34 protein-coding genes and 1 pseudogene are annotated in these 23,267 nt (G+C 62.2%); all 35 read left to right on the top strand.

Annotated features, from left to right (window positions below; translation table 11 throughout):
- A partial coding sequence (locus tag M727_RS0119315) for an EF-Tu/IF-2/RF-3 family GTPase (protein ID WP_027154044.1) occupies positions 1-433 on the top strand: 433 nt, incomplete at its 5' end.
- Between the two features lie 63 nt (positions 434-496).
- On the top strand, positions 497-805 hold the full coding sequence (rpsJ, locus tag M727_RS0119310) for a 30S ribosomal protein S10 (protein WP_006205468.1): 309 nt from the start codon (positions 497-499) through the stop codon (positions 803-805).
- 140 nt (positions 806-945) lie between these two features.
- Entirely contained in the window at positions 946-1,692 is a 747-nt protein-coding gene (rplC, locus tag M727_RS0119305; RefSeq protein WP_027154043.1) for a 50S ribosomal protein L3, read from the top strand.
- A complete protein-coding gene (gene rplD / locus M727_RS0119300; RefSeq protein ID WP_027154042.1) occupies positions 1,692-2,312 on the top strand; it encodes a 50S ribosomal protein L4 in 621 nt (206 codons plus the stop codon). Before rplC ends, rplD begins: the two co-directional genes overlap by 1 nt.
- The gene (locus tag M727_RS0119295; protein WP_010909275.1) at positions 2,309-2,602 is read left to right on the top strand and encodes a 50S ribosomal protein L23; all 294 of its coding nucleotides are present in this window, start codon (positions 2,309-2,311) and stop codon (positions 2,600-2,602) included. The genes rplD and M727_RS0119295 overlap by 4 nt, the downstream gene beginning before the upstream one ends.
- 23 nt (positions 2,603-2,625) lie before the next feature.
- The gene (rplB, locus tag M727_RS0119290; RefSeq protein WP_027154041.1) at positions 2,626-3,459 is read left to right on the top strand and encodes a 50S ribosomal protein L2; all 834 of its coding nucleotides are present in this window, start codon (positions 2,626-2,628) and stop codon (positions 3,457-3,459) included.
- A gap of 16 nt (positions 3,460-3,475) precedes the next feature.
- Positions 3,476-3,754 carry a 30S ribosomal protein S19 gene (rpsS, locus tag M727_RS0119285; RefSeq protein WP_006205463.1) on the top strand — a complete coding sequence of 93 codons (279 nt, stop codon included), beginning with the start codon at positions 3,476-3,478 and terminating at the stop codon, positions 3,752-3,754.
- Positions 3,755-3,756: 2 nt separating this feature from the next.
- Positions 3,757-4,146, top strand: a complete 390-nt coding sequence (gene rplV, locus M727_RS0119280; RefSeq protein WP_023799292.1) for a 50S ribosomal protein L22 — start codon at positions 3,757-3,759, stop codon at positions 4,144-4,146.
- Positions 4,146-4,871, top strand: coding sequence for a 30S ribosomal protein S3 (gene rpsC / locus M727_RS0119275; protein ID WP_023799291.1), 726 nt, complete (start codon positions 4,146-4,148; stop codon positions 4,869-4,871). Before rplV ends, rpsC begins: the two co-directional genes overlap by 1 nt.
- Positions 4,872-4,897: 26 nt before the next feature.
- Complete coding sequence (rplP, locus tag M727_RS0119270; RefSeq protein WP_023799290.1) at positions 4,898-5,311, top strand: 50S ribosomal protein L16; 414 nt, start codon at positions 4,898-4,900, stop codon at positions 5,309-5,311.
- 13 nt (positions 5,312-5,324) lie between these two features.
- Positions 5,325-5,525, top strand: a complete 201-nt coding sequence (gene rpmC / locus M727_RS0119265) for a 50S ribosomal protein L29 (protein ID WP_023799289.1) — start codon at positions 5,325-5,327, stop codon at positions 5,523-5,525.
- Positions 5,526-5,536: 11 nt separating this feature from the next.
- Positions 5,537-5,776: a 30S ribosomal protein S17 gene (gene rpsQ, locus M727_RS0119260; RefSeq protein WP_023799288.1), complete on the top strand. Its 240-nt coding sequence runs from the start codon at positions 5,537-5,539 to the stop codon at positions 5,774-5,776.
- A gap of 71 nt (positions 5,777-5,847) precedes the next feature.
- The gene (gene rplN / locus M727_RS0119255) at positions 5,848-6,216 is read left to right on the top strand and encodes a 50S ribosomal protein L14 (protein ID WP_006205457.1); all 369 of its coding nucleotides are present in this window, start codon (positions 5,848-5,850) and stop codon (positions 6,214-6,216) included.
- A 12-nt stretch (positions 6,217-6,228) separates the two neighbouring features.
- A complete protein-coding gene (rplX, locus tag M727_RS0119250; protein WP_013531428.1) occupies positions 6,229-6,543 on the top strand; it encodes a 50S ribosomal protein L24 in 315 nt (104 codons plus the stop codon).
- Complete coding sequence (gene rplE, locus M727_RS0119245) at positions 6,536-7,114, top strand: 50S ribosomal protein L5 (RefSeq protein WP_023799287.1); 579 nt, start codon at positions 6,536-6,538, stop codon at positions 7,112-7,114. The genes rplX and rplE overlap by 8 nt, the downstream gene beginning before the upstream one ends.
- A 27-nt stretch (positions 7,115-7,141) precedes the next feature.
- A complete protein-coding gene (gene rpsN / locus M727_RS0119240) occupies positions 7,142-7,447 on the top strand; it encodes a 30S ribosomal protein S14 (RefSeq protein ID WP_023799286.1) in 306 nt (101 codons plus the stop codon).
- Positions 7,448-7,459: 12 nt separating this feature from the next.
- Positions 7,460-7,858 carry a 30S ribosomal protein S8 gene (gene rpsH, locus M727_RS0119235; protein WP_006205453.1) on the top strand — a complete coding sequence of 133 codons (399 nt, stop codon included), beginning with the start codon at positions 7,460-7,462 and terminating at the stop codon, positions 7,856-7,858.
- 111 nt (positions 7,859-7,969) lie between these two features.
- The gene (gene rplF / locus M727_RS0119230) at positions 7,970-8,503 is read left to right on the top strand and encodes a 50S ribosomal protein L6 (RefSeq protein ID WP_023799285.1); all 534 of its coding nucleotides are present in this window, start codon (positions 7,970-7,972) and stop codon (positions 8,501-8,503) included.
- A 193-nt stretch (positions 8,504-8,696) separates the two neighbouring features.
- Positions 8,697-9,056, top strand: a complete 360-nt coding sequence (rplR, locus tag M727_RS0119225; RefSeq protein ID WP_027154038.1) for a 50S ribosomal protein L18 — start codon at positions 8,697-8,699, stop codon at positions 9,054-9,056.
- 154 nt (positions 9,057-9,210) lie between these two features.
- Complete coding sequence (rpsE, locus tag M727_RS0119220) at positions 9,211-9,774, top strand: 30S ribosomal protein S5 (RefSeq protein WP_006333394.1); 564 nt, start codon at positions 9,211-9,213, stop codon at positions 9,772-9,774.
- Positions 9,775-9,799: 25 nt separating this feature from the next.
- Positions 9,800-9,997, top strand: coding sequence for a 50S ribosomal protein L30 (gene rpmD / locus M727_RS0119215; protein ID WP_006205449.1), 198 nt, complete (start codon positions 9,800-9,802; stop codon positions 9,995-9,997).
- Between the two features lie 22 nt (positions 9,998-10,019).
- Positions 10,020-10,493: a 50S ribosomal protein L15 gene (gene rplO, locus M727_RS0119210; RefSeq protein ID WP_027154037.1), complete on the top strand. Its 474-nt coding sequence runs from the start codon at positions 10,020-10,022 to the stop codon at positions 10,491-10,493.
- 204 nt (positions 10,494-10,697) lie between these two features.
- Entirely contained in the window at positions 10,698-12,038 is a 1,341-nt protein-coding gene (gene secY / locus M727_RS0119205; RefSeq protein ID WP_027154036.1) for a preprotein translocase subunit SecY, read from the top strand.
- Positions 12,035-12,655, top strand: a complete 621-nt coding sequence (locus M727_RS0119200; protein WP_027154035.1) for an adenylate kinase — start codon at positions 12,035-12,037, stop codon at positions 12,653-12,655. The genes secY and M727_RS0119200 overlap by 4 nt, the downstream gene beginning before the upstream one ends.
- 191 nt (positions 12,656-12,846) lie before the next feature.
- Positions 12,847-13,215, top strand: a complete 369-nt coding sequence (gene rpsM / locus M727_RS0119195) for a 30S ribosomal protein S13 (protein WP_023799280.1) — start codon at positions 12,847-12,849, stop codon at positions 13,213-13,215.
- A gap of 149 nt (positions 13,216-13,364) precedes the next feature.
- A complete protein-coding gene (gene rpsK, locus M727_RS0119190) occupies positions 13,365-13,754 on the top strand; it encodes a 30S ribosomal protein S11 (protein ID WP_023799279.1) in 390 nt (129 codons plus the stop codon).
- Between the two features lie 206 nt (positions 13,755-13,960).
- Complete coding sequence (locus M727_RS0119185; RefSeq protein ID WP_023799278.1) at positions 13,961-14,971, top strand: DNA-directed RNA polymerase subunit alpha; 1,011 nt, start codon at positions 13,961-13,963, stop codon at positions 14,969-14,971.
- Positions 14,972-15,115: 144 nt separating this feature from the next.
- Positions 15,116-15,547 (top strand): 50S ribosomal protein L17, encoded by a 432-nt coding sequence (gene rplQ, locus M727_RS0119180; protein ID WP_023799277.1) that lies wholly within the window; start codon positions 15,116-15,118, stop codon positions 15,545-15,547.
- 195 nt (positions 15,548-15,742) lie between these two features.
- Positions 15,743-17,230: a DegQ family serine endoprotease gene (locus tag M727_RS0119175; protein ID WP_027154034.1), complete on the top strand. Its 1,488-nt coding sequence runs from the start codon at positions 15,743-15,745 to the stop codon at positions 17,228-17,230.
- A gap of 51 nt (positions 17,231-17,281) precedes the next feature.
- On the top strand, positions 17,282-18,592 hold the full coding sequence (locus M727_RS0119170; RefSeq protein WP_027154033.1) for a replication-associated recombination protein A: 1,311 nt from the start codon (positions 17,282-17,284) through the stop codon (positions 18,590-18,592).
- 160 nt (positions 18,593-18,752) lie between these two features.
- Positions 18,753-19,589 (top strand): helix-turn-helix domain-containing protein, encoded by an 837-nt coding sequence (locus M727_RS0119165; RefSeq protein ID WP_027154032.1) that lies wholly within the window; start codon positions 18,753-18,755, stop codon positions 19,587-19,589.
- 142 nt (positions 19,590-19,731) lie between these two features.
- Positions 19,732-21,240 (top strand): annotated as a pseudogene (adh, locus tag M727_RS36815) (aldehyde dehydrogenase).
- A gap of 101 nt (positions 21,241-21,341) precedes the next feature.
- Complete coding sequence (locus tag M727_RS0119155) at positions 21,342-21,719, top strand: DUF779 domain-containing protein (protein WP_027154031.1); 378 nt, start codon at positions 21,342-21,344, stop codon at positions 21,717-21,719.
- A gap of 32 nt (positions 21,720-21,751) precedes the next feature.
- The gene (gene crcB, locus M727_RS0119150; RefSeq protein ID WP_027154030.1) at positions 21,752-22,129 is read left to right on the top strand and encodes a fluoride efflux transporter CrcB; all 378 of its coding nucleotides are present in this window, start codon (positions 21,752-21,754) and stop codon (positions 22,127-22,129) included.
- Between the two features lie 136 nt (positions 22,130-22,265).
- A complete protein-coding gene (locus tag M727_RS0119145) occupies positions 22,266-23,246 on the top strand; it encodes an RluA family pseudouridine synthase (protein WP_027154029.1) in 981 nt (326 codons plus the stop codon).
- Positions 23,247-23,267: the final 21 nt, after the last annotated feature.

Raw genomic sequence — 23,267 nt, 5'->3', positions numbered from 1 at the left:
CACCAAGACGACCTGCACCGGCGTCGAGATGTTCCGCAAGCTGCTCGACCAGGGCCAGGCCGGCGACAACATCGGCGCGCTGCTGCGCGGTGTCGACCGTGAAGGTGTCGAGCGCGGCCAGGTTCTGGCCAAGCCGGGCACGGTCAAGCCGCACAAGAAGTTCGTCGCCGAAGCCTACATCCTGACCAAGGACGAGGGCGGCCGTCACACGCCGTTCTTCACCAANTACCGGCCGCAGTTCTACTTCCGCACGACCGACGTGACCGGCATCGTGTCGCTGCCGGAAGGCACCGAGATGGTGATGCCGGGCGACAACATCACCGTCGATGTCGAGCTGATCGTGCCGATCGCCATGGAAGAGAAGCTGCGCTTCGCCATCCGTGAAGGCGGCCGCACCGTCGGTGCCGGCATCGTCGTCACCATCAAAGAGTAATTTGGACTTAAACCGATCTGTCGCGGGCGCTGCCCGCGCCGCGCCAGAACAAGGAAGTGACGCATGAACGGACAGAATATCCGCATCCGCCTGAAGGCGTTTGATCACCGGGTGCTTGACGCCTCGACGCGGGAAATCGTGTCGACGGCCAAGCGCACCGGTGCCAACGTCCGCGGCCCCATTCCGCTGCCGACGCGGATCGAAAAGTTCACGGTCAACCGGTCGCCTCACGTCGACAAGAAGAGCCGCGAGCAGTTCGAGATGCGCACGCACAAGCGTCTGCTCGACATCGTCGATCCGACCCCGCAGACGGTCGACGCTTTGATGAAGCTCGATCTTGCCGCCGGTGTCGACGTCGAGATCAAGCTCTAAGGAACCAGAGCGGCGGGGCGACCCGGAACTCTGAAGGAACAAGAGGCGTGGAGGGGCGAAAGCCCCGACAGGGAACTCTGAAGGAACAAGAGGCGTGGAGGGGCGAAAGCCCCGACAGGGAACTCTAAAGGAATGAACCGATGCGTTCAGGTGTGATTGCAAAGAAGGTGGGAATGACCCGCATCTACAACGATGCCGGGGAACATGTTCCCGTCACCGTTCTCCAGATGGAGAACTGCCAGGTCGTGGCGCAGCGCACGCAGGAGAAGAACGGCTATACCGCCGTCCAGCTCGGCGTTGGCCTTGCCAAGGTGAAGAACACGTCGAAGGCGATGCGCGGCCATTTCGCGACCGCTTCCGTCGAGCCGAAGGCCAAGGTTGCCGAGTTCCGCGTCTCCGCCGACAACATGATCGATGTCGGCGCCGAGATTACCGTCGATCATTTCGTCGTAGGGCAGAAGGTTGATGTGACGGGAACCACGATCGGCAAGGGTTTCCAGGGCGTCATCAAGCGGCACCACATGGGCGGCGGCCGCGCGACCCACGGCAACTCGGTCTCGCACCGTACGCACGGCTCGACCGGCCAGCGCCAGGACCCGGGCAAGGTGTTCAAGGGCAAGCATATGGCCGGCCACATGGGTGACACCCGCGTCACCACGCAGAATGTCGAGGTCGTCTCGACCGATGCCGATCGCGGTCTGATCCTGATCCGCGGCGCGGTTCCCGGTTCGAAGGGCGCCTGGATCCTGGTCCGTGACGCAGCCAAGGTTGCGCTGCCGGCCAATGCGCCGAAGCCCGCCGCAATCCGCGCCATTGCAACCAATGGTGGCGCCAAGAACGATGCCCCGGCCACAGTAGATGCCCCGGCCACAGAGGGAGCGGAATAATGGACCTCAAGATCACAACGCTTGGCGGCAAGGACGCCGGCAAGGTGAAACTCTCCGAGGAGATTTTCGGCCTTGATCCGCGCGAGGACATCCTGCAGCGCGTCGTTCGCTGGCAGCTTGCCAAGAAGCAGCAGGGCACGCACAAGACCAAGGGTCGCGCCGAGATCGCCCGCACCGGCGCCAAGATGTACAAGCAGAAGGGTACGGGCCGCGCCCGTCACCATTCGGCACGCGCTCCGCAGTTCCGCGGCGGCGGCAAGGCCCACGGCCCGGTCGTCCGCAGCCACGAGCACGATTTGCCGAAGAAGGTGCGTGCGCTGGGCCTCAAGCATGCGCTCTCGGCCAAAGCCAAAAGCGCCTCGCTCATCATCATTGATGAGCTGATGCTGACCGAGGCCAAGACCAAGGCGCTGATCGCGAATTTCGCGACGCTGGGCCTGTCCAACGCCCTGCTGATCGGCGGCGCCGAGCTCGACAAGAATTTTAAGCTGGCGGCGACGAACATCCCGAACATCGACGTGCTGCCCATCCAGGGCATCAACGTCTACGACATTCTGCGCCGCGGCACGCTGGTCCTTTCGAAGGCCGCCGTCGAGGCTCTCGAGGAGCGCTTCAAATGACCGACCTTCGTCACTACGACGTGATCGTCTCGCCGGCAATCACCGAAAAGTCGACCATGGCTTCCGAGCAGAACCAGGTCGTATTCAACGTCGCCAAGAAGGCGTCGAAGCCGGAAATCAAGGCTGCCGTCGAAGCGCTGTTCGGCGTCAAGGTGATGGCCGTGAACACGCTTGTCCGCAAGGGCAAGATCAAGCGCTTCCGCGGCACGATCGGCCGCCAGAGCGACGTCAAGAAGGCGATTGTGACGCTGGCCGACGGCCAGTCGATCGACGTCGCGACGGGTCTCTGAGCAAGACCGCGAGGACAACAGACATGGCACTGAAAAAATTCAACCCGATAACGCCGAGCACCCGCCAGCTGGTCATCGTCGACCGCTCGGGCCTCTACAAGGGCAAGCCCGTCAAGGGCCTGACCCAGGGCCTGACCAAATCGGGCGGCCGCAACAATTACGGCCGCATCACGGCCCGCTTCATCGGCGGCGGTCATAAGCGTACGTACCGCATCATCGACTTCAAGCGCCGCAAGTTCGACATTGTCGGCACAGTCGAGCGTATCGAATACGATCCGAACCGCAGCGCCTTCATCGCGCTGATCAAGTATGACGACGGCGAGCTGTCCTACATCATCGCTCCGCAGCGCCTTGCTGCCGGCGACAAGATCGTGGCCGGCGAAGCGGTCGACGTGAAGCCGGGCAATGCGATGCCGCTGGCCTCGATGCCGGTCGGCACGATCGTCCACAACATCGAGCTGAAGCCGGGCAAGGGCGCCCAGGTTGCCCGTTCGGCTGGCGGTTATGCCCAGCTCGTCGGCCGTGACCAGGGCATGGCGATCCTGCGCCTCAACTCAGGCGAGCAGCGTGTCGTCCACGGCTCGTGCATGGCCACTGTCGGCGCCGTGTCCAACCCGGACCACGGCAACATCAATGACGGCAAGGCAGGCCGCACGGTGTGGCGGGGAAAACGTCCGCACAACCGCGGCGTGACCATGAACCCGGTCGACCATCCGCACGGCGGCGGCGAAGGCCGCACCTCGGGTGGCCGCCATCCGGTTTCGCCTTGGGGCAAGCCGACCAAGGGCAAGAAGACGCGGTCCAATAAGGCGACCGACAAGTTCATCCTGCGCTCGCGCCATCAGCGCAAGAGCTAAGAAGAGGTAACGCCAAGTGACTCGTTCGATTTGGAAAGGCCCCTTCATCGACGGCTACCTTCTCAAGAAGGTGGACAAGGTTCGTGAAGGTGGTCGCAATGAGGTGATCAAGATGTGGAGCCGTCGCTCCACCATCCTGCCGCAGTTCGTCGGCTTCACCTTCGGTGTTTACAACGGCCAGAAGCACGTTCCCGTTTCGGTGAACGAGGACATGGTCGGCCACAAGTTCGGTGAATTCGCTCCGACCCGGACCTATTACGGTCACGGCGCGGATAAGAAGGCGAAGAGGAAATAATCATGGGCAAGGCCAAAGCTCCGCGCAGGCTTGCTGACAACGAAGCGCGCGCCGTGTTGCGCACGATCCGTATCAGCCCGCAGAAGCTGAACCTGGTTGCCGCGCTGATCCGCGGCAAGAAGGTCGCGACAGCGCTTTCCGATCTCGAATTCTCGGCCAAGCGGATTTCCGGCACGGTCAAGAAGACGCTGGAATCGGCGATCGCCAACGCGGAAAACAACCACGACCTCGACGTCGATGCGCTGATCGTGGCGGAAGCCTATGTCGGCAAGTCGATCGTCATGAAGCGGTTCCATGCCCGTGGCCGTGGCCGCGCCAGCCGTATCGAGAAGCCGTTCTCGCACCTCACGATCGTCGTTCGTGAAGTCGAAGAAAAAGTGGAGGCCGCATAATGGGCCAGAAAATCAATCCGATCGGTCTGCGTCTCGGCATCAACCGGACCTGGGATTCGCGCTGGTTCGCCAACACCGGCGAGTACGGCAAGCTGCTGCACGAGGACATCAAGATCCGCAAGTATCTTGAGAAGGAACTCAAGCAGGCTGCGATTTCGAAGGTCGTGATCGAGCGTCCGCACAAGAAGTGCCGCGTCACCATCCATGCGGCGCGTCCGGGCCTGATCATCGGCAAGAAGGGCGCCGACATCGAGAAGCTTCGCAGGAAGCTGATGGAGATGACGAAGTCCGAGACGCATTTGAACATCGTCGAAGTGCGTAAGCCGGAGATCGACGCGACGCTGGTCGCCCAGTCGATCGCCCAGCAGCTCGAGCGCCGTATCGCGTTCCGCCGCGCCATGAAGCGCGCCGTGCAGTCGGCGATGCGCCTCGGTGCCGAAGGCATCCGCATCAACTGCGCCGGCCGTCTCGGCGGCGCCGAGATCGCGCGCATGGAATGGTATCGCGAAGGTCGCGTGCCGCTGCATACGCTGCGCGCCGACGTCGACTACGGCACCGCCGAAGCACACACCGCCTACGGCATCTGCGGTGTCAAGGTCTGGGTGTTCAAGGGCGAAATCCTCGAGCACGACCCGATGGCTTCGGAGCGCCGCGCTACCGAGGGCGATCATGCGCATGGCGGTGGTGGTGAGCGCGAACGCGGTCGCCGTCGCGAAAACGCCTGAGACAGTTGAGAATTGGAGTTAGAACGATGCTGCAGCCAAAGCGCACAAAGTTCCGCAAGCAGTTCAAGGGTCGTATCCACGGTGCCGCCAAGGGTGGCACCAATCTGGATTTCGGCGGTTTCGGGCTGAAGGCGCTTGAGCCGAACCGCGTCACCGCGCGTGAGATCGAGGCGGCCCGCCGCGCGATCACCCGCGAGATGAAGCGCGCCGGCCGCGTCTGGATCCGTATCTTCCCGGACGTGCCGGTGACGTCGAAGCCGACCGAAGTCCGCATGGGCAAGGGCAAGGGCGCGGTCGATTACTGGGCGGCGCGTGTCAAGCCCGGCCGCATCATGTTCGAGATCGACGGCGTCAATGAGGAAACCGCCCGTGAGGCGCTGCGTCTCGGCGCGGCCAAGCTCTCGGTCAGGACGCGCTTCGTACAGCGCATCGCAGAATAAGGACGGGCTGATCATGAAAGCCGAAGACATCCGGACCAAGACCCAGGACCAGCTGACCGACGAATTGGCCAGCCTGAAGAAGGAGCAGTTCAACCTGCGCTTCCAGAAGGCCACCGGCCAGCTCGAGAAGACCGCGCGCGTGAGGCAGGTCCGCAAGGACATTGCGCGTATCAAGACCATCGCTGCGGAAAAGTCCGCGGCTAAGAAGGCTTAAGGACGAAAACCATGCCAAAGCGCATTCTGCAGGGCACCGTCGTCAGCGACAAAAACGAGAAGACGGTTGTCGTCAAGGTCGAACGGCGCTTCACGCATCCCGTGATGAAGAAGACCGTGCGCATGACCAAGAAGTACAAGGCGCACGACGAGAACAACGCCCACAAGGTCGGCGATCAGGTGTTCATCCAGGAATCGAAGCCGATTTCCAAGGACAAGCGCTGGACCGTCGTGTCTTCGGACCAGGCGTAAACAACGAATTTTGGACAGACCGGGGAGGGGCTTTGAGCCCGTCCCGTTAGAAGAGAAGAAGGCGGCCAGTCATGATTCAGATGCAAACAAACCTCGACGTCGCGGATAATTCCGGCGCCCGTCGTGTCATGTGCATCAAGGTGCTGGGCGGCTCGAAGCGGAAATACGCTTCCGTGGGCGACATCATCGTGGTGTCGATCAAGGAAGCCATCCCGCGCGGCCGCGTCAAGAAGGGCGATGTGATGAAGGCGGTCGTGGTTCGCACGGCCAAGGACATCCGCCGCCCGGACGGCAGCGTGATCCGTTTCGACAAGAACGCGGCCGTTCTCGTCGACAACAAGAAAGAGCCGATCGGCACGCGTATCTTCGGACCGGTTCCGCGCGAACTCCGCGCCAAGAACCACATGAAGATCATCTCGCTCGCGCCTGAAGTGCTGTAAGGAGCCGGACCAATGCAGAAGATTAGAAAAGGCGACAAGGTCGTCGTGCTGGCCGGCAAGGACAAGGGCCGTTCGGGCGAAGTCCTCTCGGTACAGCCGAAGGAAGACACCGCGCTGGTGCGCGGCGTCAACATGATCCGTCGTCACCAGAAGCAGTCCCAGTCCCAAGAGGGCGGGATCATCACCAAGGAAGCGCCGATCCAGCTGTCGAACATCGCGCTGGCCGACCCCAAGGATGGCAAGCCGACCCGCGTCGGCTTCATCTTCCAGAAGGACGGCAAGAAGGTGCGCGTCGCCAAGCGCTCGGGAGAAGTCATCAATGGCTAAGGCTCAAACCAAGCAGGCGACTGCCCAGAACACGCCGCGCCTCAAGCAGGTCTACAACGAGACCATCCGCAAGGCGCTGCAGGAGCAGTTCGGCTACGAGAACGAGATGCAGGTTCCGCGCATCGACAAGATCGTGCTGAACATGGGCGTCGGCGAGGCGACCGGCGATTCGAAGAAGCCGTCGATCGCGGCGGAAGATCTTGCGCTGATCGCCGGCCAGAAGGCCGTCGTCACCCATGCGCGCAACTCGATCGCCGGCTTCAAGGTCCGCGAAAAGATGCCGATCGGCGCCAAGGTCACGCTGCGCAAGGAACGCATGTACGAGTTCCTCGATCGCCTCGTGAACATCGCGCTGCCGCGCGTCCGCGACTTCCGCGGGCTCAATCCGAAGAGCTTCGATGGCCGTGGCAACTATGCCATGGGCATCAAGGAACACATCGTGTTCCCGGAGATCAACTACGACAAGGTTGATCAGATCTGGGGCATGGACGTCATCGTTTGTACGACTGCGAAGACGGACGACGAAGCCAGGGCATTGCTCAAGGCCTTCAACTTCCCCTTCCGCCAGTAACGGCAGCGAGAAAAGGAAAAATCTGAAATGGCAAAGACCAGCTCAGTCGAGAAGAACAACAGGCGCCGCAAGCTTGTGGACCAGTACGCTGCCAAGCGTAAGGTCCTCAAGGCGATCATCATGGATCAGTCCAAGCCGATGGAAGAGCGCTTCCGCGCTCAGCTGAAGCTTGCGGCACTGCCGCGCAACTCGGCCAAGATCCGCATCCGCAACCGCTGCGAAGTCACCGGACGTCCGCGTGCCTACTATCGCAAGCTCAAAGTATCGCGCATCGCGCTTCGTGATCTCGGCAACAACGGCCAGATCCCGGGCCTGGTCAAGTCGAGCTGGTAAGGAGGACATAACATGTCATTGAGCGATCCTCTCGGCGATATGCTGACCCGCATCCGCAACGCCTATGGCCGCAAGAAGTCGAGCGTCTCGACGCCGGCCTCGCGCCTGCGCACCCGCGTCCTCGACGTGCTGAAGGCGGAAGGCTATATCCGCGATTACAGCCAGACCGACTTCGACAACGGCAAGTCCGAAATCGAGATCGAGCTGAAGTATTTCGACGGTGCGCCGGTGGTGCGCGAAATCGCCCGCGTCTCGAAGCCGGGCCGTCGCGTTTACGTTTCGGCGAAGTCGATCCCGCACGTCGCCAACGGCCTCGGCATCGCCATCCTTTCGACGCCGAAGGGCGTGATGGCCGACCACGAAGCGCGTGAACAGAATGTCGGCGGGGAAATCCTCTGCCAGATCTTCTGATCTGGAGCGCGATCCCGAACCGAACCACGCTGTGAAAAGTGGAACCCGGATTCGGACAAGATCACGCTCGAAACAGAGACCTGAAACAAGAGAAGTGACGAGGACAACAAAATGTCTCGTATTGGAAAGAAACCCGTTTCGCTGCCGCAGGGCGTGACCGCGACCGTCGACGGCCAGACCGTCACGGCGAAGGGCCCCAAGGGTGAGCTGAAGTTCGTGGTCAACGACGAAGTGCTGGTCAAGATGGAAGGCAGCGAGATCGCTGTCCAGCCACGCGACCAGACCAAGACCGCCCGTTCCAAATGGGGCATGTCGCGCACGCAGATCGTCAACATCCTGCAGGGCGTCAAGGACGGTTTCGAAAAGAAGCTCGAGATTACCGGCGTCGGCTATCGCGCCGCCATGCAGGGCAAGAACCTGCAGCTGGCGCTCGGCTTCAGCCATGACGTCGTCTACGAAACGCCGCAGGACATCACCATCACCGTGCCGAAGCCGACGGAAATCACCGTGACCGGCATCGACAAGCAGAAGGTCGGTCAGGTTGCTGCCGAGATCCGCGAATATCGCGGTCCTGAGCCGTACAAGGGCAAGGGCGTTCGTTACGCTGGCGAGAAGATCGTCCGCAAGGAAGGCAAGAAGAAGTAGTTTCGTCAATGGTGAATGGTGAATGGTAAAATGGCAGTAGGATAGAGCAGGAGCCGGGCGGCACCTGGTTTCTACCTTTCACCATTTTTCCATTCACCATTCACTGCAAGTCAACGCCGCGGGGAGCGGTCGCGGGAGGCTTGTCCTACCGCACAGGGTTGCCCCCGTTTTTTGAAGGCAAGGAACTGATATCATGGGCTCGAAAGACTCCACCCAACGCCGCGCTCAGCGCGTCCGCCGCCAGATCAAGAAGGTCGCCGGCGAGCGTCCGCGTCTGTCGGTCCACCGCACGTCGAAGAACATCTACGTCCAGGTGATCGACGACGCCAAGGGCCACACCATCGCTGCCGCCTCGACGCTGGAGAAGGACCTCAAGGGTTCCCTCAAGACCGGTGCCGACACTGCCGCGGCTGTGGCAATCGGCAAGCTGATCGCCGAGCGCGCCGCGAAGGCCGGCGTCAAGGAGGTCGTCTTCGACCGCGGGCCGTACATCTATCACGGCCGCGTCAAGGCGCTGGCCGAGGCCGCCCGTGAAGGTGGCTTGAGTTTCTGAAGCATGATCCGAACCGGAGGTTTGCGCAGCAAAAAGTTGCAGACTTTTCGGATAAGATCATGCGAAGGGAAAAATGAATTTCGCCCCCGGCAACCCACAGAGGTGCCGGATATCATCATCAACCGTGCTTCCGGAAAAAAACAAGGAACAGGATATGGCACAGGAACGTAGGGATGGCGGCCGCGGCCGTGATCGCGAAGAGCGCGACGACGGCATGGTGGACAAGCTCGTCCACATCAACCGCGTCGCCAAGGTCGTCAAGGGCGGCCGGCGCTTCGGCTTTGCAGCACTTGTCGTCGTCGGCGACCAGAAGGGCCGCGTCGGCTTCGGTCACGGCAAGGCGCGCGAAGTGCCAGAGGCGATCCGCAAGGCGACCGAATCGGCCAAGCGCGACATGATCTTCGTGCCGCTGCGCTCGGGCCGTACGCTGCATCACGACGTCGAAGGACGCTGGGGTGCCGGACGCGTTCTGCTGCGCGCTGCCAAGCAGGGTACCGGCATCATCGCCGGCGGCCCGATGCGCGCCGTCTTCGAGACGCTCGGCATGCATGACGTGGTCGCCAAGTCGATGGGTTCGTCGAACCCCTACAACATGGTTCGCGCCACCTTCGACGCGCTGAAGAGCCAGATGCATCCCAAGGATGTGGCTGCCGCGCGCGGCATCAAGTATTCGACCCTTCAGGCCCGCCGCGGCACCGCCGTTGCGGCCGAAGAATAGTCGACGCTGACCAGGGATATTGACCATGGCCAAGAAAGCAACCAAGACCATCACCGTCGAGCAGATCGGTTCGCCGATCCGCCGGCCGAAGGAGCAGCGCGCGACGCTGGTCGGCCTCGGCCTCAACAAGATGCACAAGCAGCGCACGCTGGAGGACACCCCCTCCGTGCGCGGCATGATCGCTGCCGTCCAGCATCTCGTCCGCGTCGTGGACGAGGGCTGAACCAGAGCGCAGGAGAACTCAGATGAAACTCAACGATCTGCGTGACAAGGACGGCGCGACGCATTCCAGGAAGCGTCTCGGCCGCGGCATCGGTTCCGGCTCGGGCAAGACCGCCGGTCGCGGCGTCAAGGGCCAGAAGGCGCGCTCGGGCGTCGCCGTCAACGGCTTCGAGGGTGGCCAGATGCCGCTCTACCGGCGTCTGCCGAAGCGTGGCTTCAACAACATCTTCGCCAAGAGCTTTGCCGTCGTGTCGCTGGCCCGCATCCAGGCTGCGCTCGATGCCAAGAAACTCGACGCCAAGACGACCGTGACCGCCGAAGCGCTGGTCGCGGCCGGCGTCATCCGCCGCGTCAAGGACGGCGTGCGCATCCTCTCCGACGGCGAGATCAAGTCGAAGCTTGCCTTCGACGTGGCCGGCGCCTCCAAGGCTGCCATCGAGAAGATCGAAAAGGCCGGCGGTTCGGTGAAGCTGCCGGAAAAGGCAGCAGCCGAGTAACGGCGATTTGAAGCGCGATCGCCAGAGTGGAACACGTAGCGTGGGACAGGTTTCGCTTTCGATTGCGCTTTGATCCGCTCAATATGGCGGCCGCGTCAACGCGGCCGCTTGCATGTTTGCAGTCCGGAGCTTATCTCGTGAGCTTCGGTGACACGCGCCGCCTGAGTTGCGGGCCATCGAGCGTGACCAAGCGGAGAATCAGGCATGGCTTCGGCTGCTGAACAACTAGCCTCGAATCTGAATTTCTCGGCCTTCGCCAAGGCGGAGGATCTGAAAAAGCGCATCTGGTTCACCGTTGGCGCGCTGCTCGTCTACCGCCTCGGCACCTATATCCCGCTGCCCGGCATCAATCCCGACGCTTTCGCCCAGGCCTTCTCGTCGCAGAGCAAGGGCGTGCTTGGCATGTTCAACATGTTCGCCGGTGGCGCCGTCGAGCGCATGGCGATCTTTGCCCTCGGCATCATGCCCTATATCTCCGCTTCCATCATCATGCAGCTGATGACCTCCGTCATCCCGTCACTGGAGGCGCTGAAGAAGGAAGGCGAGCAGGGCCGCAAGGTCATCAACCAGTATACCCGCTACGGCACCGTGCTTTTGGCGCTGGTCCAGGCCTACGGCATTGCAGTTGGACTGGAAGGCGGCAACGGCATCGTCACCGATCCCGGCATGTTCTTCCGCATCTCGACCGTCATCACGCTGGTCGGCGGCACCATGTTCCTGATGTGGCTCGGCGAGCAGATCACCGCCCGCGGCATTGGCAACGGCATTTCGCTGATCATCTTTGCCGGCATCGTCGCCGGCCTGCCGCAAGCCATTTCCGGTACGCTGGAACTTGGCCGCACCGGCGCGCTGTCGACCGGCCTGATCCTGGCGATCATCGTTCTTGCCGTCGTCGTCATCGCGCTGATCGTGTTCTTCGAGCGCGCCCAGCGGCGCTTGCTGATTCAGTATCCCAAGCGCCAGGTCGGCAACCGCATGTTCCAGGGCGACACCTCGCACCTGCCGCTCAAGCTCAACACGGCCGGCGTCATTCCGCCGATCTTCGCCTCTTCGCTGCTGTTGCTGCCGGCCACGGTCGCCGGCTTCTCGCAGACGACCAACATGCCAGCCTGGGCCAGCACCGTCCTGGCGGCACTCGGTCATGGCCAGCCGCTCTACATGGCGTTCTATGCGGCGATGATCGTATTTTTCGCCTTCTTCTATACGGCGATCGTCTTTAACCCGAAGGACACCGCCGACCAGCTCAAGAAGCATTCGGGTTTCATTCCGGGCTACCGTCCGGGCGAGCGCACCGCCGATTACATCGATTATGTCCTTACCCGCATAACTGTCGTCGGCGCCATTTATCTGGTGCTGGTGTGTCTGCTGCCCGAGTTCCTGATTTCAGCGACTGGCGTACCATTCTACCTCGGTGGCACATCGCTTCTGATCGTGGTCAGTGTAACGCTCGACACGGTGGCGCAGATTCAGGGTCACCTGATCGCGCACCAGTATGAGGGCCTGATCAAGAAGTCGAAGCTGCGCGGGGGGAAGAAGGCCAGATGAGGTTGATATTGCTTGGGCCGCCAGGGGCGGGCAAGGGGACACAAGCACAAAGACTGGTAGAAAAATACGGCATTCCCCAACTCTCGACGGGCGATATGCTGCGCGCTGCTGTCCAGGCCGGCACTGAAGTCGGCAAACGGGCCAAGGCGGTGATGGACGCTGGCGAACTGGTTTCCGACGCCATCGTCAACGCCATCGTCGCTGAGCGCATCGATCAGGCCGATTGTGCCGGGGGATTCATCCTTGACGGATATCCGCGAACCCTGGTGCAGGCGGACGCAGTTGAATCGATGCTCGCGGCTCGCGGCCTCACTCTCGACGCCGTCATCGAACTTGTCGTCGACGACAAGGCGCTGGTTGGTCGAATCGGCAAGCGCGCCGAAGAGGCTAAGGCAGCGGGTCTGCCGGTGCGCAAGGACGACAATCCGGCGGTGTTCGAAGAGCGCCTGAAGGAGTACTACAAGAAAACGTCGCCACTGATCGGCTACTACTATGCCAAGGGCAAGCTCAGAGGTGTCGACGGCATGGCCGACATCGATGCGGTGACGCGTCAGATCGAAGCGGTGCTCACGGCTGCAACCCCAGCGGCGGCCCAACGGTCTGCGAACGGAAAATAAACGATTACGCTTGACTGGAGCGGTTCGCTGGGGTATGGCGGCCCGTCTTCCTATCAGGCATGAGGCTTGCTTGCCCGCAAGGGCAAGGCAGCCGCTTTGAACTGGAAACTCCCGCATGGGCCGGCCTCCACCGGACGCGGGGCAACTTTGATAGCGCCGGCTTGTCCGGCCCACATGGAGAAGAGAAGAACATGGCTCGTATAGCCGGCGTCAACATTCCGACCAACAAGCGCGTCGTCATTGCGCTTCAGTACATTCATGGCATTGGCAAGAGCTTCGCCCAGGAGATCGTCGACAAGGTCGGCATCCCGGCCGAGCGTCGCGTCAACCAGTTGACCGACGCGGAAGTGCTGCAGATCCGCGAGACGATCGACCGTGACTACCAGGTCGAGGGCGATCTGCGCCGCGAAGTGTCGATGAACATCAAGCGGCTCATGGACCTCGGCTGCTATCGCGGCCTGCGTCATCGCCGCTCGCTGCCGGTTCGCGGCCAGCGCACGCATACCAATGCGCGCACCCGCAAGGGTCCGGCGAAGTCGATCGCCGGCAAGAAGAAGTAATTTAGGGGAATAGGGGAGTAAGGCAGTAGGGAACAGCCGCCAATTGGATTGCGCGTTTCCCTACTCCCTTACTGCCCTATTCCCTACTCCCATACGAAGGTGGAGCCGCTGGTATTACGGCGGTGTAGAGATCAACTGAAAGGACCATCATGGCCAAGGAAGCCACACGTGTTCGCCGTCGCGAACGCAAGAATATCTCGTCGGGCGTTGCCCACGTCAACTCGACCTTCAACAACACGATGATCACCATCACCGACGCGCAGGGCAATTCGATTGCCTGGTCGTCGGCGGGAGCCCAGGGCTTCAAGGGATCTCGCAAGTCGACCCCGTTCGCCGCCCAGATGGCTGCCGAGGACGTTGCCAAGAAGGCCCAGGAACACGGCATGCGCATGCTTGAGGTCGAGGTCTGCGGACCCGGCTCCGGTCGTGAATCGGCGCTGCGCGCATTGCAGGCAGCAGGCTTCACCATCACCTCGATCCGTGATGTGACGCCGATCCCGCACAATGGCTGCCGCCCGCGCAAGAAGCGCCGCGTCTAAAGATTGTCGCCCAAGCATTGCCTCGGGCCTGAACCGAGAGCGCAGCGGTTTGGGGCAACGACAGGCATAAGAACAGAGACCTGAAGCGCTACGCGCTTTAGGGAAAAAATTACCGAACGCCGCGCGAACGCCAGGAGCGTTCCTCCACGGCATTCCAGGTCGCCCGCCACGATTGGATGGTGGCGGGTCAACGGAAGGAAAGCATCATGATCCAGAAAAATTGGCAGGAACTGATCAAGCCGAACAAGATCGAGTTCTCTTCGAAGAAGAAGACGCTGACCACGCTGGTCGCCGAGCCGCTCGAGCGCGGCTTTGGTCTGACCCTCGGCAATGCGCTGCGTCGCGTGCTTCTGTCTTCGCTGCGTGGCGCGGCTGTGACCGCCGTGCAGATCGACGGCGTTCTGCATGAATTCTCGTCCATCGCCGGCGTGCGCGAGGACGTGACCGACATCGTCTTGAACATCAAGGAAATCGCCATCCGCATGGAAGGTGACGGCCCCAAGCGCATGGTCGTGCGCAAGCAGGGACCGGGCGCTGTTCTGGCCGGCGACATCCAGACGGTCGGCGACGTCGAGATCCTCAATCCCGACCACGTCATCTGCACGCTGGACGAGGGCGCAGAAATCCGCATGGAGTTCACCGTCGATACCGGCAAGGGCTACGTGCCGGCCGACCGCAATCGCGCCGAAGACGCGCCGATCGGCCTCATCCCGGTCGACAGCCTCTACTCGCCGGTCAAGAAGGTCTCCTACAAGGTCGAGAACACCCGCGAGGGCCAGGTTCTCGACTACGACAAGCTGACCATGACGATCGACACCGACGGTTCGATCTCGGGCGAGGACGCGGTGGCTTTCGCCGCCCGCATCCTGCAGGACCAGCTTGGCCTGTTCGTCAATTTCGACGAGCCGCAGAAGGAAGTCGCCGCCGAGCAGGTGACCGAGCTTGCCTTCAACCCGGCGCTGCTCAAGAAGGTCGACGAGCTCGAGCTTTCGGTGCGTTCGGCCAACTGCCTGAAGAACGACAACATCGTCTATATCGGCGACCTAATCCAGAAGACCGAAGCCGAGATGCTGCGCACCCCGAACTTCGGCCGCAAGTCGCTGAACGAGATCAAGGAAGTCCTGGCGGCGATGGGCCTGCACCTCGGCATGGAAGTGCCGGATTGGCCGCCGGAAAACATCGAAGACCTCGCCAAGCGCTACGAAGACCAATACTGACCGGTGAATTGAGAATGGTGAAATGGTGAATGGTCGTCGGTCGGCGACTTCGGAGAGGTAGAGCCCTTCCATTCACCATTCACTATTGACCATTCACAAAACGAAACAGCCGGGCCAACCGCCCACAACACCAGGAGAAGAGCCATGCGCCACGGATTTAAAGGCCGCCGGTTCGCCCGCAGCATAAGCCACCGCAAGTCGATGTTTGCCAATCTTGCCGTGTCGCTCATCGAGCATGAGCAGATCCTCACCACCTTGCCGAAGGCGAAGGATTTGCGTCCGATCGTCGAGAAGCTGGTGACGCTCGGCAAGCGCGGCGACCTGCACGCCCGCCGCCAGGTGATTGCCCAGATCGGCAATGAAGGCGTCGTCAAGCGCCTGTTCGACACAATCGCGCCGCGCTACGCCACCCGCAACGGCGGCTATCTGCGCATCATGAAGGCGGGCTTCCGCCACGGCGACAATGCCGCCATGGCGGTCATCGAGTTCGTCGATCGCGACACCTCGGCCAAGGGCGCCGGCGACCGTGCCCGCATCGAGGCAGAAGGCACCGACGAGGAAGCCGCAGCCGCATAAGCTTCGGTTTTCCCTCAAGGAGTTCAAAAGGGCCTGCGGGCCCTTTTGTGCGTTCTGGAAGCGGTAGGGAGCATTGCGGGGACTGTCTTGACTTAAGCCCATGTCTTTTCCTCGAGAATAATTCGATTACATCGACTTAGCCTTTCATTTTGCACAATCGTCGGGACAATGGCGCCCGACCCCGGAGGATTCGGAATGCGCGTAAAACGGATGTCCCTTGTTCTACTCTGCGCCTTCATGGCGGCGGCGCTCGTGCCGGCCGCCAGGCAGGCGCTGGCTCAGGACACCAAGGCCGATCCCGGTCTGTCCGACGTGCTGACCGACATGTTGCGCGGCGCCGAAGGCGAAAATGCCACCTCCGGTCCAGACAAGCGCGTGCCGTTCGGCCGCGAGGAGATGCAACTGTCGTTTGCGCCGCTGGTCAAGCAGACGGCGCCGGCCGTGGTCAATGTCTATGCCTCGCAAACGGCCAAGTTGAGGTCGCCCTTCGACGGCGATCCGTTCTTCGAAGAGTTCTTCGGCCGTTCGCAGCCGCGTGCGCAGTCTTCGCTCGGCTCCGGCGTGCTGGTCGACCCGACAGGCATAGTGGTCACCAATTTCCACCTCATCAAGGACGCCGATCAGGTCAAGGTCGCCACCGCGGACGGGCGTGAATTCGACAGCAAGGTGCTGCTCAAGGACGAGACGCTTGACCTCGCCGTGCTCAAGATCTCCGCCGACAAGCCATTTCCGGTCGTCGCCATCGGCGATTCCGACGCGCTCGAGGTCGGCGACCTGTTGTTGGCCATCGGCAACCCCTTCGGTGTCGGCCAGACCACCACCAGCGGCATCGTTTCGGCGCTTGCCCGCAGCCACATCGGCGTTTCCGATTCCAGTTTCTTCATCCAGACCGACGCCGCGATCAATCCCGGCAATTCCGGCGGTGCGCTGATTAACATGGGTGGCCAACTGGTCGGCATCAACACGGCGATCTACAGCCGCAGCGGCGGCTCGATCGGCATCGGCTTTGCTATTCCCTCCAACATGGTTCGCGCTTTTGCCGATGCGGCCAAGGCCGGGCGCGACTTCTTCGAGCGGCCCTATATCGGCGCCGAATTCGAGCGCGTGACGCCGCAAATCGCCGAATCGCTTGGTCTGGAGACGCCGACCGGGGCGCTGGTTTCGTCCGTCGACGAAGCCGGGCCGGCGGCCAAGGCGGGGCTCAAGGCCGGTGACGTCGTGCTGTCGCTCAATGGCACGCCGGTCGAGAGCATCGAGGCGCTGGATTACCGGATGGCGACGCTGTCGATCGGCACCAATGCCAGCTTCGCCGTTCTGAGCAAAGGCCAGCAGGCGGCGATGGACATCGCGCTGGAGCGTGCGCCGGAAGGTGCAAAACTCGCGGAAGTGACACTGCGCGGTCGCAGTCCGTTCTCCGGCGCCAAGGTTGCGGAACTATCGCCGCGGCTCGCCCAGCGGCTCGGCATCCGCACGGACGTCAAGGGCGTTACGGTGATCGACATCAATCGCGGTTCGCCCGCAGCCGGTTTCGGCTTCCAGCCGGGCGACATCGTTCGCGAGGTCAACGGCTTGACCATCGATACCGCCGCGACCCTGGAACAGGCAGCCATGCAGGAGACGCGCTGGTGGCGCTTTACCGTCGAGCGCGGCGGGCAGATACTGCGCCAGGTGTTGCGTTACTGAGCCCGAGCGTCGATCCTTCGGACGAGATCGCGCTCCAACGAAAAGACGTGCATGGCCGATCTGTTCAGTGTCGATGAACCGGAAAAGACGCCTCCCGGCAGGCCGCTGGCCGACCGACTGCGCCCGCAGAACCTCAGCGAGGTCGTCGGCCAGGAGCATCTGACCGGACCCGACGGCGCGCTGACGCGGCTGATCAGCTCCGGCTCGCTCGGCTCGATGATCTTCTGGGGGCCGCCCGGGACGGGCAAGACCACGGTCGCGCGGCTGCTTGCCGGCGAAACCAGCCTTGCGTTCCAACAGATATCGGCGGTGTTTTCCGGTGTCGCCGACCTGAAGAAAGTGTTCGAGGCGGCGAAGCTGCGCCGCACCAACGGCCGTCAGACGCTGCTCTTCGTCGACGAGATCCATCGCTTCAACCGGGCCCAGCAGGACAGTTTTCTGCCTGTGATGGAAGACGGCACCGTGGTGCTGGTTGGCGCCACCACCGAAAACCCCTCCTTCGAGCTGAATGCGGCGCTACTGTCCCGCGCGCGCGCGCTGGTCTTCCATTCGCTCGGTGAGGACAGCATCGCCAAACTGCTGGCCCGGGCCGAGGACACCGAGGGCAGGGCGCTGCCGCTCGACGACGAGGCGAGGGCGATGCTCGTCCGCATGAGCGATGGCGACGGCCGCGCGGCGCTGACGCTGGCAGAAGAGGTCTGGCGCGCCGCCAAGTCAGGCGAGGTGTTCGGCGCCGAGGGCCTGCAGCGCATCGTCCAGCGCCGCGCGCCGATCTACGACAAGGGCCAGGACGGCCACTACAATCTGATCTCGGCGCTGCACAAATCGGTGCGCGGCTCCGATCCGGATGCCGCCCTCTATTATCTCGCCCGCATGTTCGACGCCGGCGAAGATCCGCTCTATCTCGGCCGCCGCCTGGTGCGCATGGCGATGGAGGATATCGGGCTGGCAGACCCGCAGGCGCTGGTCATCGCCAACGCCGCCAAGGATGCCTACGACTATCTGGGCTCGCCGGAGGGCGAACTCGCCTTCGCCGAAGCCACAGTCTATCTCGCCAGCGCGCCCAAATCCAACGCCGTCTACACCGCCTTCAAGGCCGCCACTCAGGCGGCGAAGGAGTTCGGCTCGCTGCTGCCGCCCAAACACATCCTCAACGCGCCGACCAAGCTGATGAAAGAAGAAGATTACGGCACCGGCTACCGTTACGACCACGACGAGCCGGACGCTTTTTCCGGACAGGATTATTTTCCGGAAAAGATGGGCCGCCGCACATTCTATGACCCTCCCGAGCGCGGGTTCGAGCGTGATATCAGGAAACGGCTCGACTATTGGGCGAAGCTGCGCGGCGAGCGGCAAAAGTAGGCTTGCCAAGCTCTGCAACTCTCACGCTTCGGCACGAGATGTCCTCGGGCGGCAGTGTTGAACCATCGTCCTATAGCGGCATCGGCCAGCGATCCCGTAGAACGCCATGCGAGCAATGCTGCCGGGAGGTTGAAGCGGCATCTCGCTCCGGGAGAAAGAGGTGAGCGGACAGCCGGCCCATCACGCGGATGTAGTCCAGGCAGCCATCGCCACCAACGATGCCGCCCGCTCCGCGCTGATCGCCTCCTGGAGGCGCTCGCTTACATTGCATGGGCTCGATCCCGCAGAACGAAAGGCGCCGAGGCGTCTGACCGAGGGGGAACTCAGGCAGGCGCGGCAACGAATGGAGCCGCTGCTTCGTGCTGCGGATGCGAGCCTTGATCGCCTGTATTTGGCAGTCGGCGGCATCGGTTGCTGCGTGATGCTTGCCGATCGCGACGGTATTCCGATCGAACGCCGAGGTGCTTCCGCCGATGACGACACGTTCGACGAATGGGGTCTGTGGACAGGCACGGTGTGGAGTGAGGACAGCGAAGGCACCGCTGCGCTCGATGTGTCGTCATGCAGGTCAGATCTGACCGAAGACTTCGTCAACCTGATCTCCGTGGCAGTAGGCGATGCTGCACGTCGCATCGAAGCGGACAATTTTCGTCGGGCCTTTTCGAATGCCCGCATCCTGCTGGCTCCAGCGACCGAGTGCGGTGCCAGCACATTGCTAGCTGTCGATGCCGATGATCTGGTGGTCGGTGCGACGCGTTCGGCGCGATTGGCTCTCGGCATCACTCAACAGGGCTTGACCAAAGGACTGCCAGCCGCCGACATCCTCGGCGACTCCGCCAACGCCGCCGAAGAACTGGGCGAGGCAGAGCGCGGCGTGATCCAGCGGGCGATCACGCGTGCCGACGGCAATGTTTCTGCCGCTGCCCAAACTCTTGGTATTTCGCGCGCCACGCTCCATCGCAAGCTTGCCCGGTTCGGCATCCGGCGACCGCACTGAGTTTTTCAGACGCGAACCTGTCGCAGAACTGCGACAGTCGGCGCCAGCGACCGATTGGCAGGGGCTGACAAGCCCGGGTCATGCGGCAACTCTCCCTCGTGACGCGACACATTCCGTGGCGCCGGTTCCTGGGAGGAAAACAATGAACAAGGTTGAATTTTTCCGCACGGCCAAGGCCCCCTTTGCCAAGCGCTATGACAACTACATCGGCGGCACATGGGTTGCTCCGAAATCCGGAAGATATTTCGAGAACATCTCACCGGTGAACGGTCAACCGTTGGGCGAAATTGCCCGCTCCGACGCTGCCGACATTGAGGCTGCGCTCGATGCCGCGCACAAGGCAAAAGATGCCTGGGGCCGCACCAGCGTAGCGGAGCGTGCGCTGATCCTAAATCGCATCGCCGACCGCATGGAGGAGAACCTCGATCTTCTCGCGCTCGCCGAGACCTGGGACAATGGCAAGCCGATCCGCGAAACGACAGCCGCTGACCTGCCGCTCGCCATCGATCATTTCCGCTATTTTGCCGGGGCGCTTCGCGGCCAGGAGGGCAGCCTGTCCCAGATCGATGACGACACGGTCGCCTATCATTTTCATGAGCCGCTGGGCGTGGTCGGCCAGATCATCCCCTGGAACTTCCCGTTGCTGATGGCCTGCTGGAAGCTGGCACCGGCGCTCGCCGCCGGCAACTGTGTGGTGCTGAAGCCAGCCGAGCAGACGCCTGCCTCGATCCTGCTGTGGATTGACCTGATCGGCGATCTGCTGCCTGCCGGCGCGCTCAACATCGTCAACGGCTTTGGCATCGAGGCCGGCAAGCCGCTCGCGTCATCGCCGCGCATCGCCAAGATCGCCTTCACCGGCGAGACGACGACGGGCCGGCTGATCATGCAGTACGCAAGCCAGAATCTGATCCCGTTACGCTGGAACTCGGCGGTAAATCCCCCAACATCTTCTTCAAGGACGTGACAGCCGAGGACGACGACTTCTTCGACAAGGCGATAGAAGGCTTCGTCATGTTCGCGCTCAACCAGGGCGAGGTATGTACCTGCCCGAGCCGTGCGCTGGTACATGAGAGCATCTACGACCAGTTCATGGAACGCGCGTTGAAGCGCGTCGAGGCGATTGTCCAGGGCGACCCGCTCGATCCGGCGACCATGATCGGCGCGCAGGCATCGTCTGAACAACTGGCGAAGATCCTGTCCTATTTCGACATCGGGCGGCAGGAAGGTGCTGAGGCGCGGTTCACAGAACCATCTGCCCGGCGACTTGGCAGGCGGCTACTACGTCAACCCGACGGTGTTCAAGGGCCACAACAAGATGCGTGTCTTCCAGGAGGAGATCTTCGGTCCGGTGGTTTCGGTCACCACCTTCAAGGATGATGATGAGGCGCTATCGATCGCCAATGACACGCTTTATGGGCTGGGGGCCGGCATCTGGAGCCGCGACGCGAACCGTTGCTATCGCTTCGGCCGCGCGATCCAGGCGGGCCGTGTGTGGACCAACTGCTACCACGCCTATCCGGCACATGCGGCGTTTGGCGGATACAAGCAGTCCGGGATTGGCCGCGAGACCCACAAGATGATGCTCGATCACTATCAGCAGACGAAGAACATGCTGGTTAGCTACAGCCCGAAGAGGCTCGGTTTCTTCTGATCGCTTCCCGCGCTGGAGTGCGAGGCTCCTTCAGGCAGATCATGCGCGATCTTGAAGGGCGCGGTGGCATCGCCGCGCCCCGATCATTTGAGGATGTCAGCATGCCTGATAAAGTTTCCTTGGGGAAAGTCTCCGCCACGCCGGGAGCCAAGACCTTCCTGGCGGAAATCATTGCCGATCACGGTCCGGTTCTCTTTCATCAGTCCGGCGGTTGCTGCGACGGTTCATCGCCCATGTGTTATCCGCAAGGCGATTTCATCGTTGGCGAGAATGACGTTTGGCTCGGCGATATCGGCGAAACACCGGTCTATATCAGTGCTTCGCAGTATCAGGCGTGGAAACATACTGATTTGATCATCGACGTAGTGCCGGGCAGGGGCGGCATGTTCTCGCTCGACAATGGGCGTGAGAAGCGATTTCTGACGCGTTCAACAATCTGTGCAGTCTCCCCGACGCCAAGCGCAAACGGGAGGGATTGACCGGGAGTGCCCTGCAAGGGCAGTAAACGGCGATGATCAATCTCCTCCTCGTTGCCGCAGGCGGCGCTATTGGTGCCGGGCTCCGCCACGTCGTCAACTTCGTCGCATTGCGTCTTGTCGGCCCGAGCTTTCCCTGGGGCACGATGGCGATCAACATTGTCGGCTCCTTTGCCATGGGCCTGTTCATAACAACCCTGGCGCGGCGCTACGGCGGACCGAACGAGCTTCGGCTGTTCGTTGCCACCGGCATACTTGGCGGCTTCACCACTTTCTCCGCCTTTTCGCTCGATTTTGCGACGCTGTGGGAGCGTGGCGCGACGCTGCCGGCGTTCGGATACGCCCTTGCCAGCCTCATTGGCGCGATCATTGCCTTGTTTCTGGGTCTTTGGCTCGCAAGAAGCCTGCCTTAATGCTATTGCCCCCGCTTACAGCACCGCGTGTCCCTTAGGACGCGCAAGGACGCTGTAGCTTTTTGATTTGCGCATCACCCTTTTCGAAATCGACTTCGATTTCAGGTCATGCGCTAGAGACGGGTAAAAACGAACAATGGCAGGCGTAGAACAGATCACGGTGGAGGCCGGCGAGGCGGGCATGCGGCTCGATCGCTGGTTCAAGACCCATTTTCCGGGTCTTGGCTTCGGCCATCTGCAAAAACTGCTGCGCTCCGGCCAGATCCGCGTCGATGGCGGCAGGGTTAAGGCTGATACCCGCGTCGAGCCGGGTCAGACGGTTCGCATCCCACCGCTCGAAGTGGACAAGAAGGGCGAGAGCCCGCTCACCGGACACTCGATCCGCAACCAGGGCGACGCCGACGTTCTGGCCAAGATGCTGATCCATGAAGATCCAAAAGTGTTTGTCTTCAACAAGCCGGCCGGCCTTGCCGTCCAGGGGGGCTCAGGCGTCACCCGCAATGTCGACGACATGCTGGAAGCCTGGCGCAGCCAGAAGGGCGAGAAACCGCGTCTGGTGCACCGGCTCGACCGCGACACGTCAGGCGTGCTGGTCGTCGCCCGCACCAGACTTGCCGCCATGAAGCTTGCCGAGGCGTTCCGGGCGCGTGAGACCAAGAAGACCTATTGGGCGCTGGTCAAGGGCGTTCCGCCGAAGCGCGAGGACAAGATCTCGACCTGGCTGATCAAGGAGCCGACGCCCGACGGCGATCGGGTGCGCGTCGCCAAGCATGGCGAAAAGGGCGCCGACCACGCAGTGTCCTATTACCGGATTATCGAGCAGGCGGCGCAGACCCTGTCCTGGCTGGAGATGGAGCCTTATACCGGCCGCACCCACCAGCTTCGCGTCCATGCCGCTCACATCGGCTGCCCGATCATCGGCGATCCCAAATATTTCGAGGCCGACACCAATTGGGATTTTCCCGGCGGCATGCAGAACCGCTTGCATCTGCACGCGCGCCGCATCGTCATCCCGCATCCCGACAAGGGTTTTATCGACGTCACCGCACCGATACCGCCGCATATGCGCCAGAGCTGGAACCTGATCGGCTTCGACGACGCCAGCGCGGAGGACTAGTTCCAGTGGGTATCGCCACCG

It is taken from the genome of Mesorhizobium sp. WSM2561, from assembly GCF_000513915.1.
Classification (GTDB): domain Bacteria; phylum Pseudomonadota; class Alphaproteobacteria; order Rhizobiales; family Rhizobiaceae; genus Mesorhizobium; species Mesorhizobium muleiense.
Note: the sequence above shows the minus strand (reverse complement) of the source record. Positions and strands in the feature narration are given on the sequence as shown.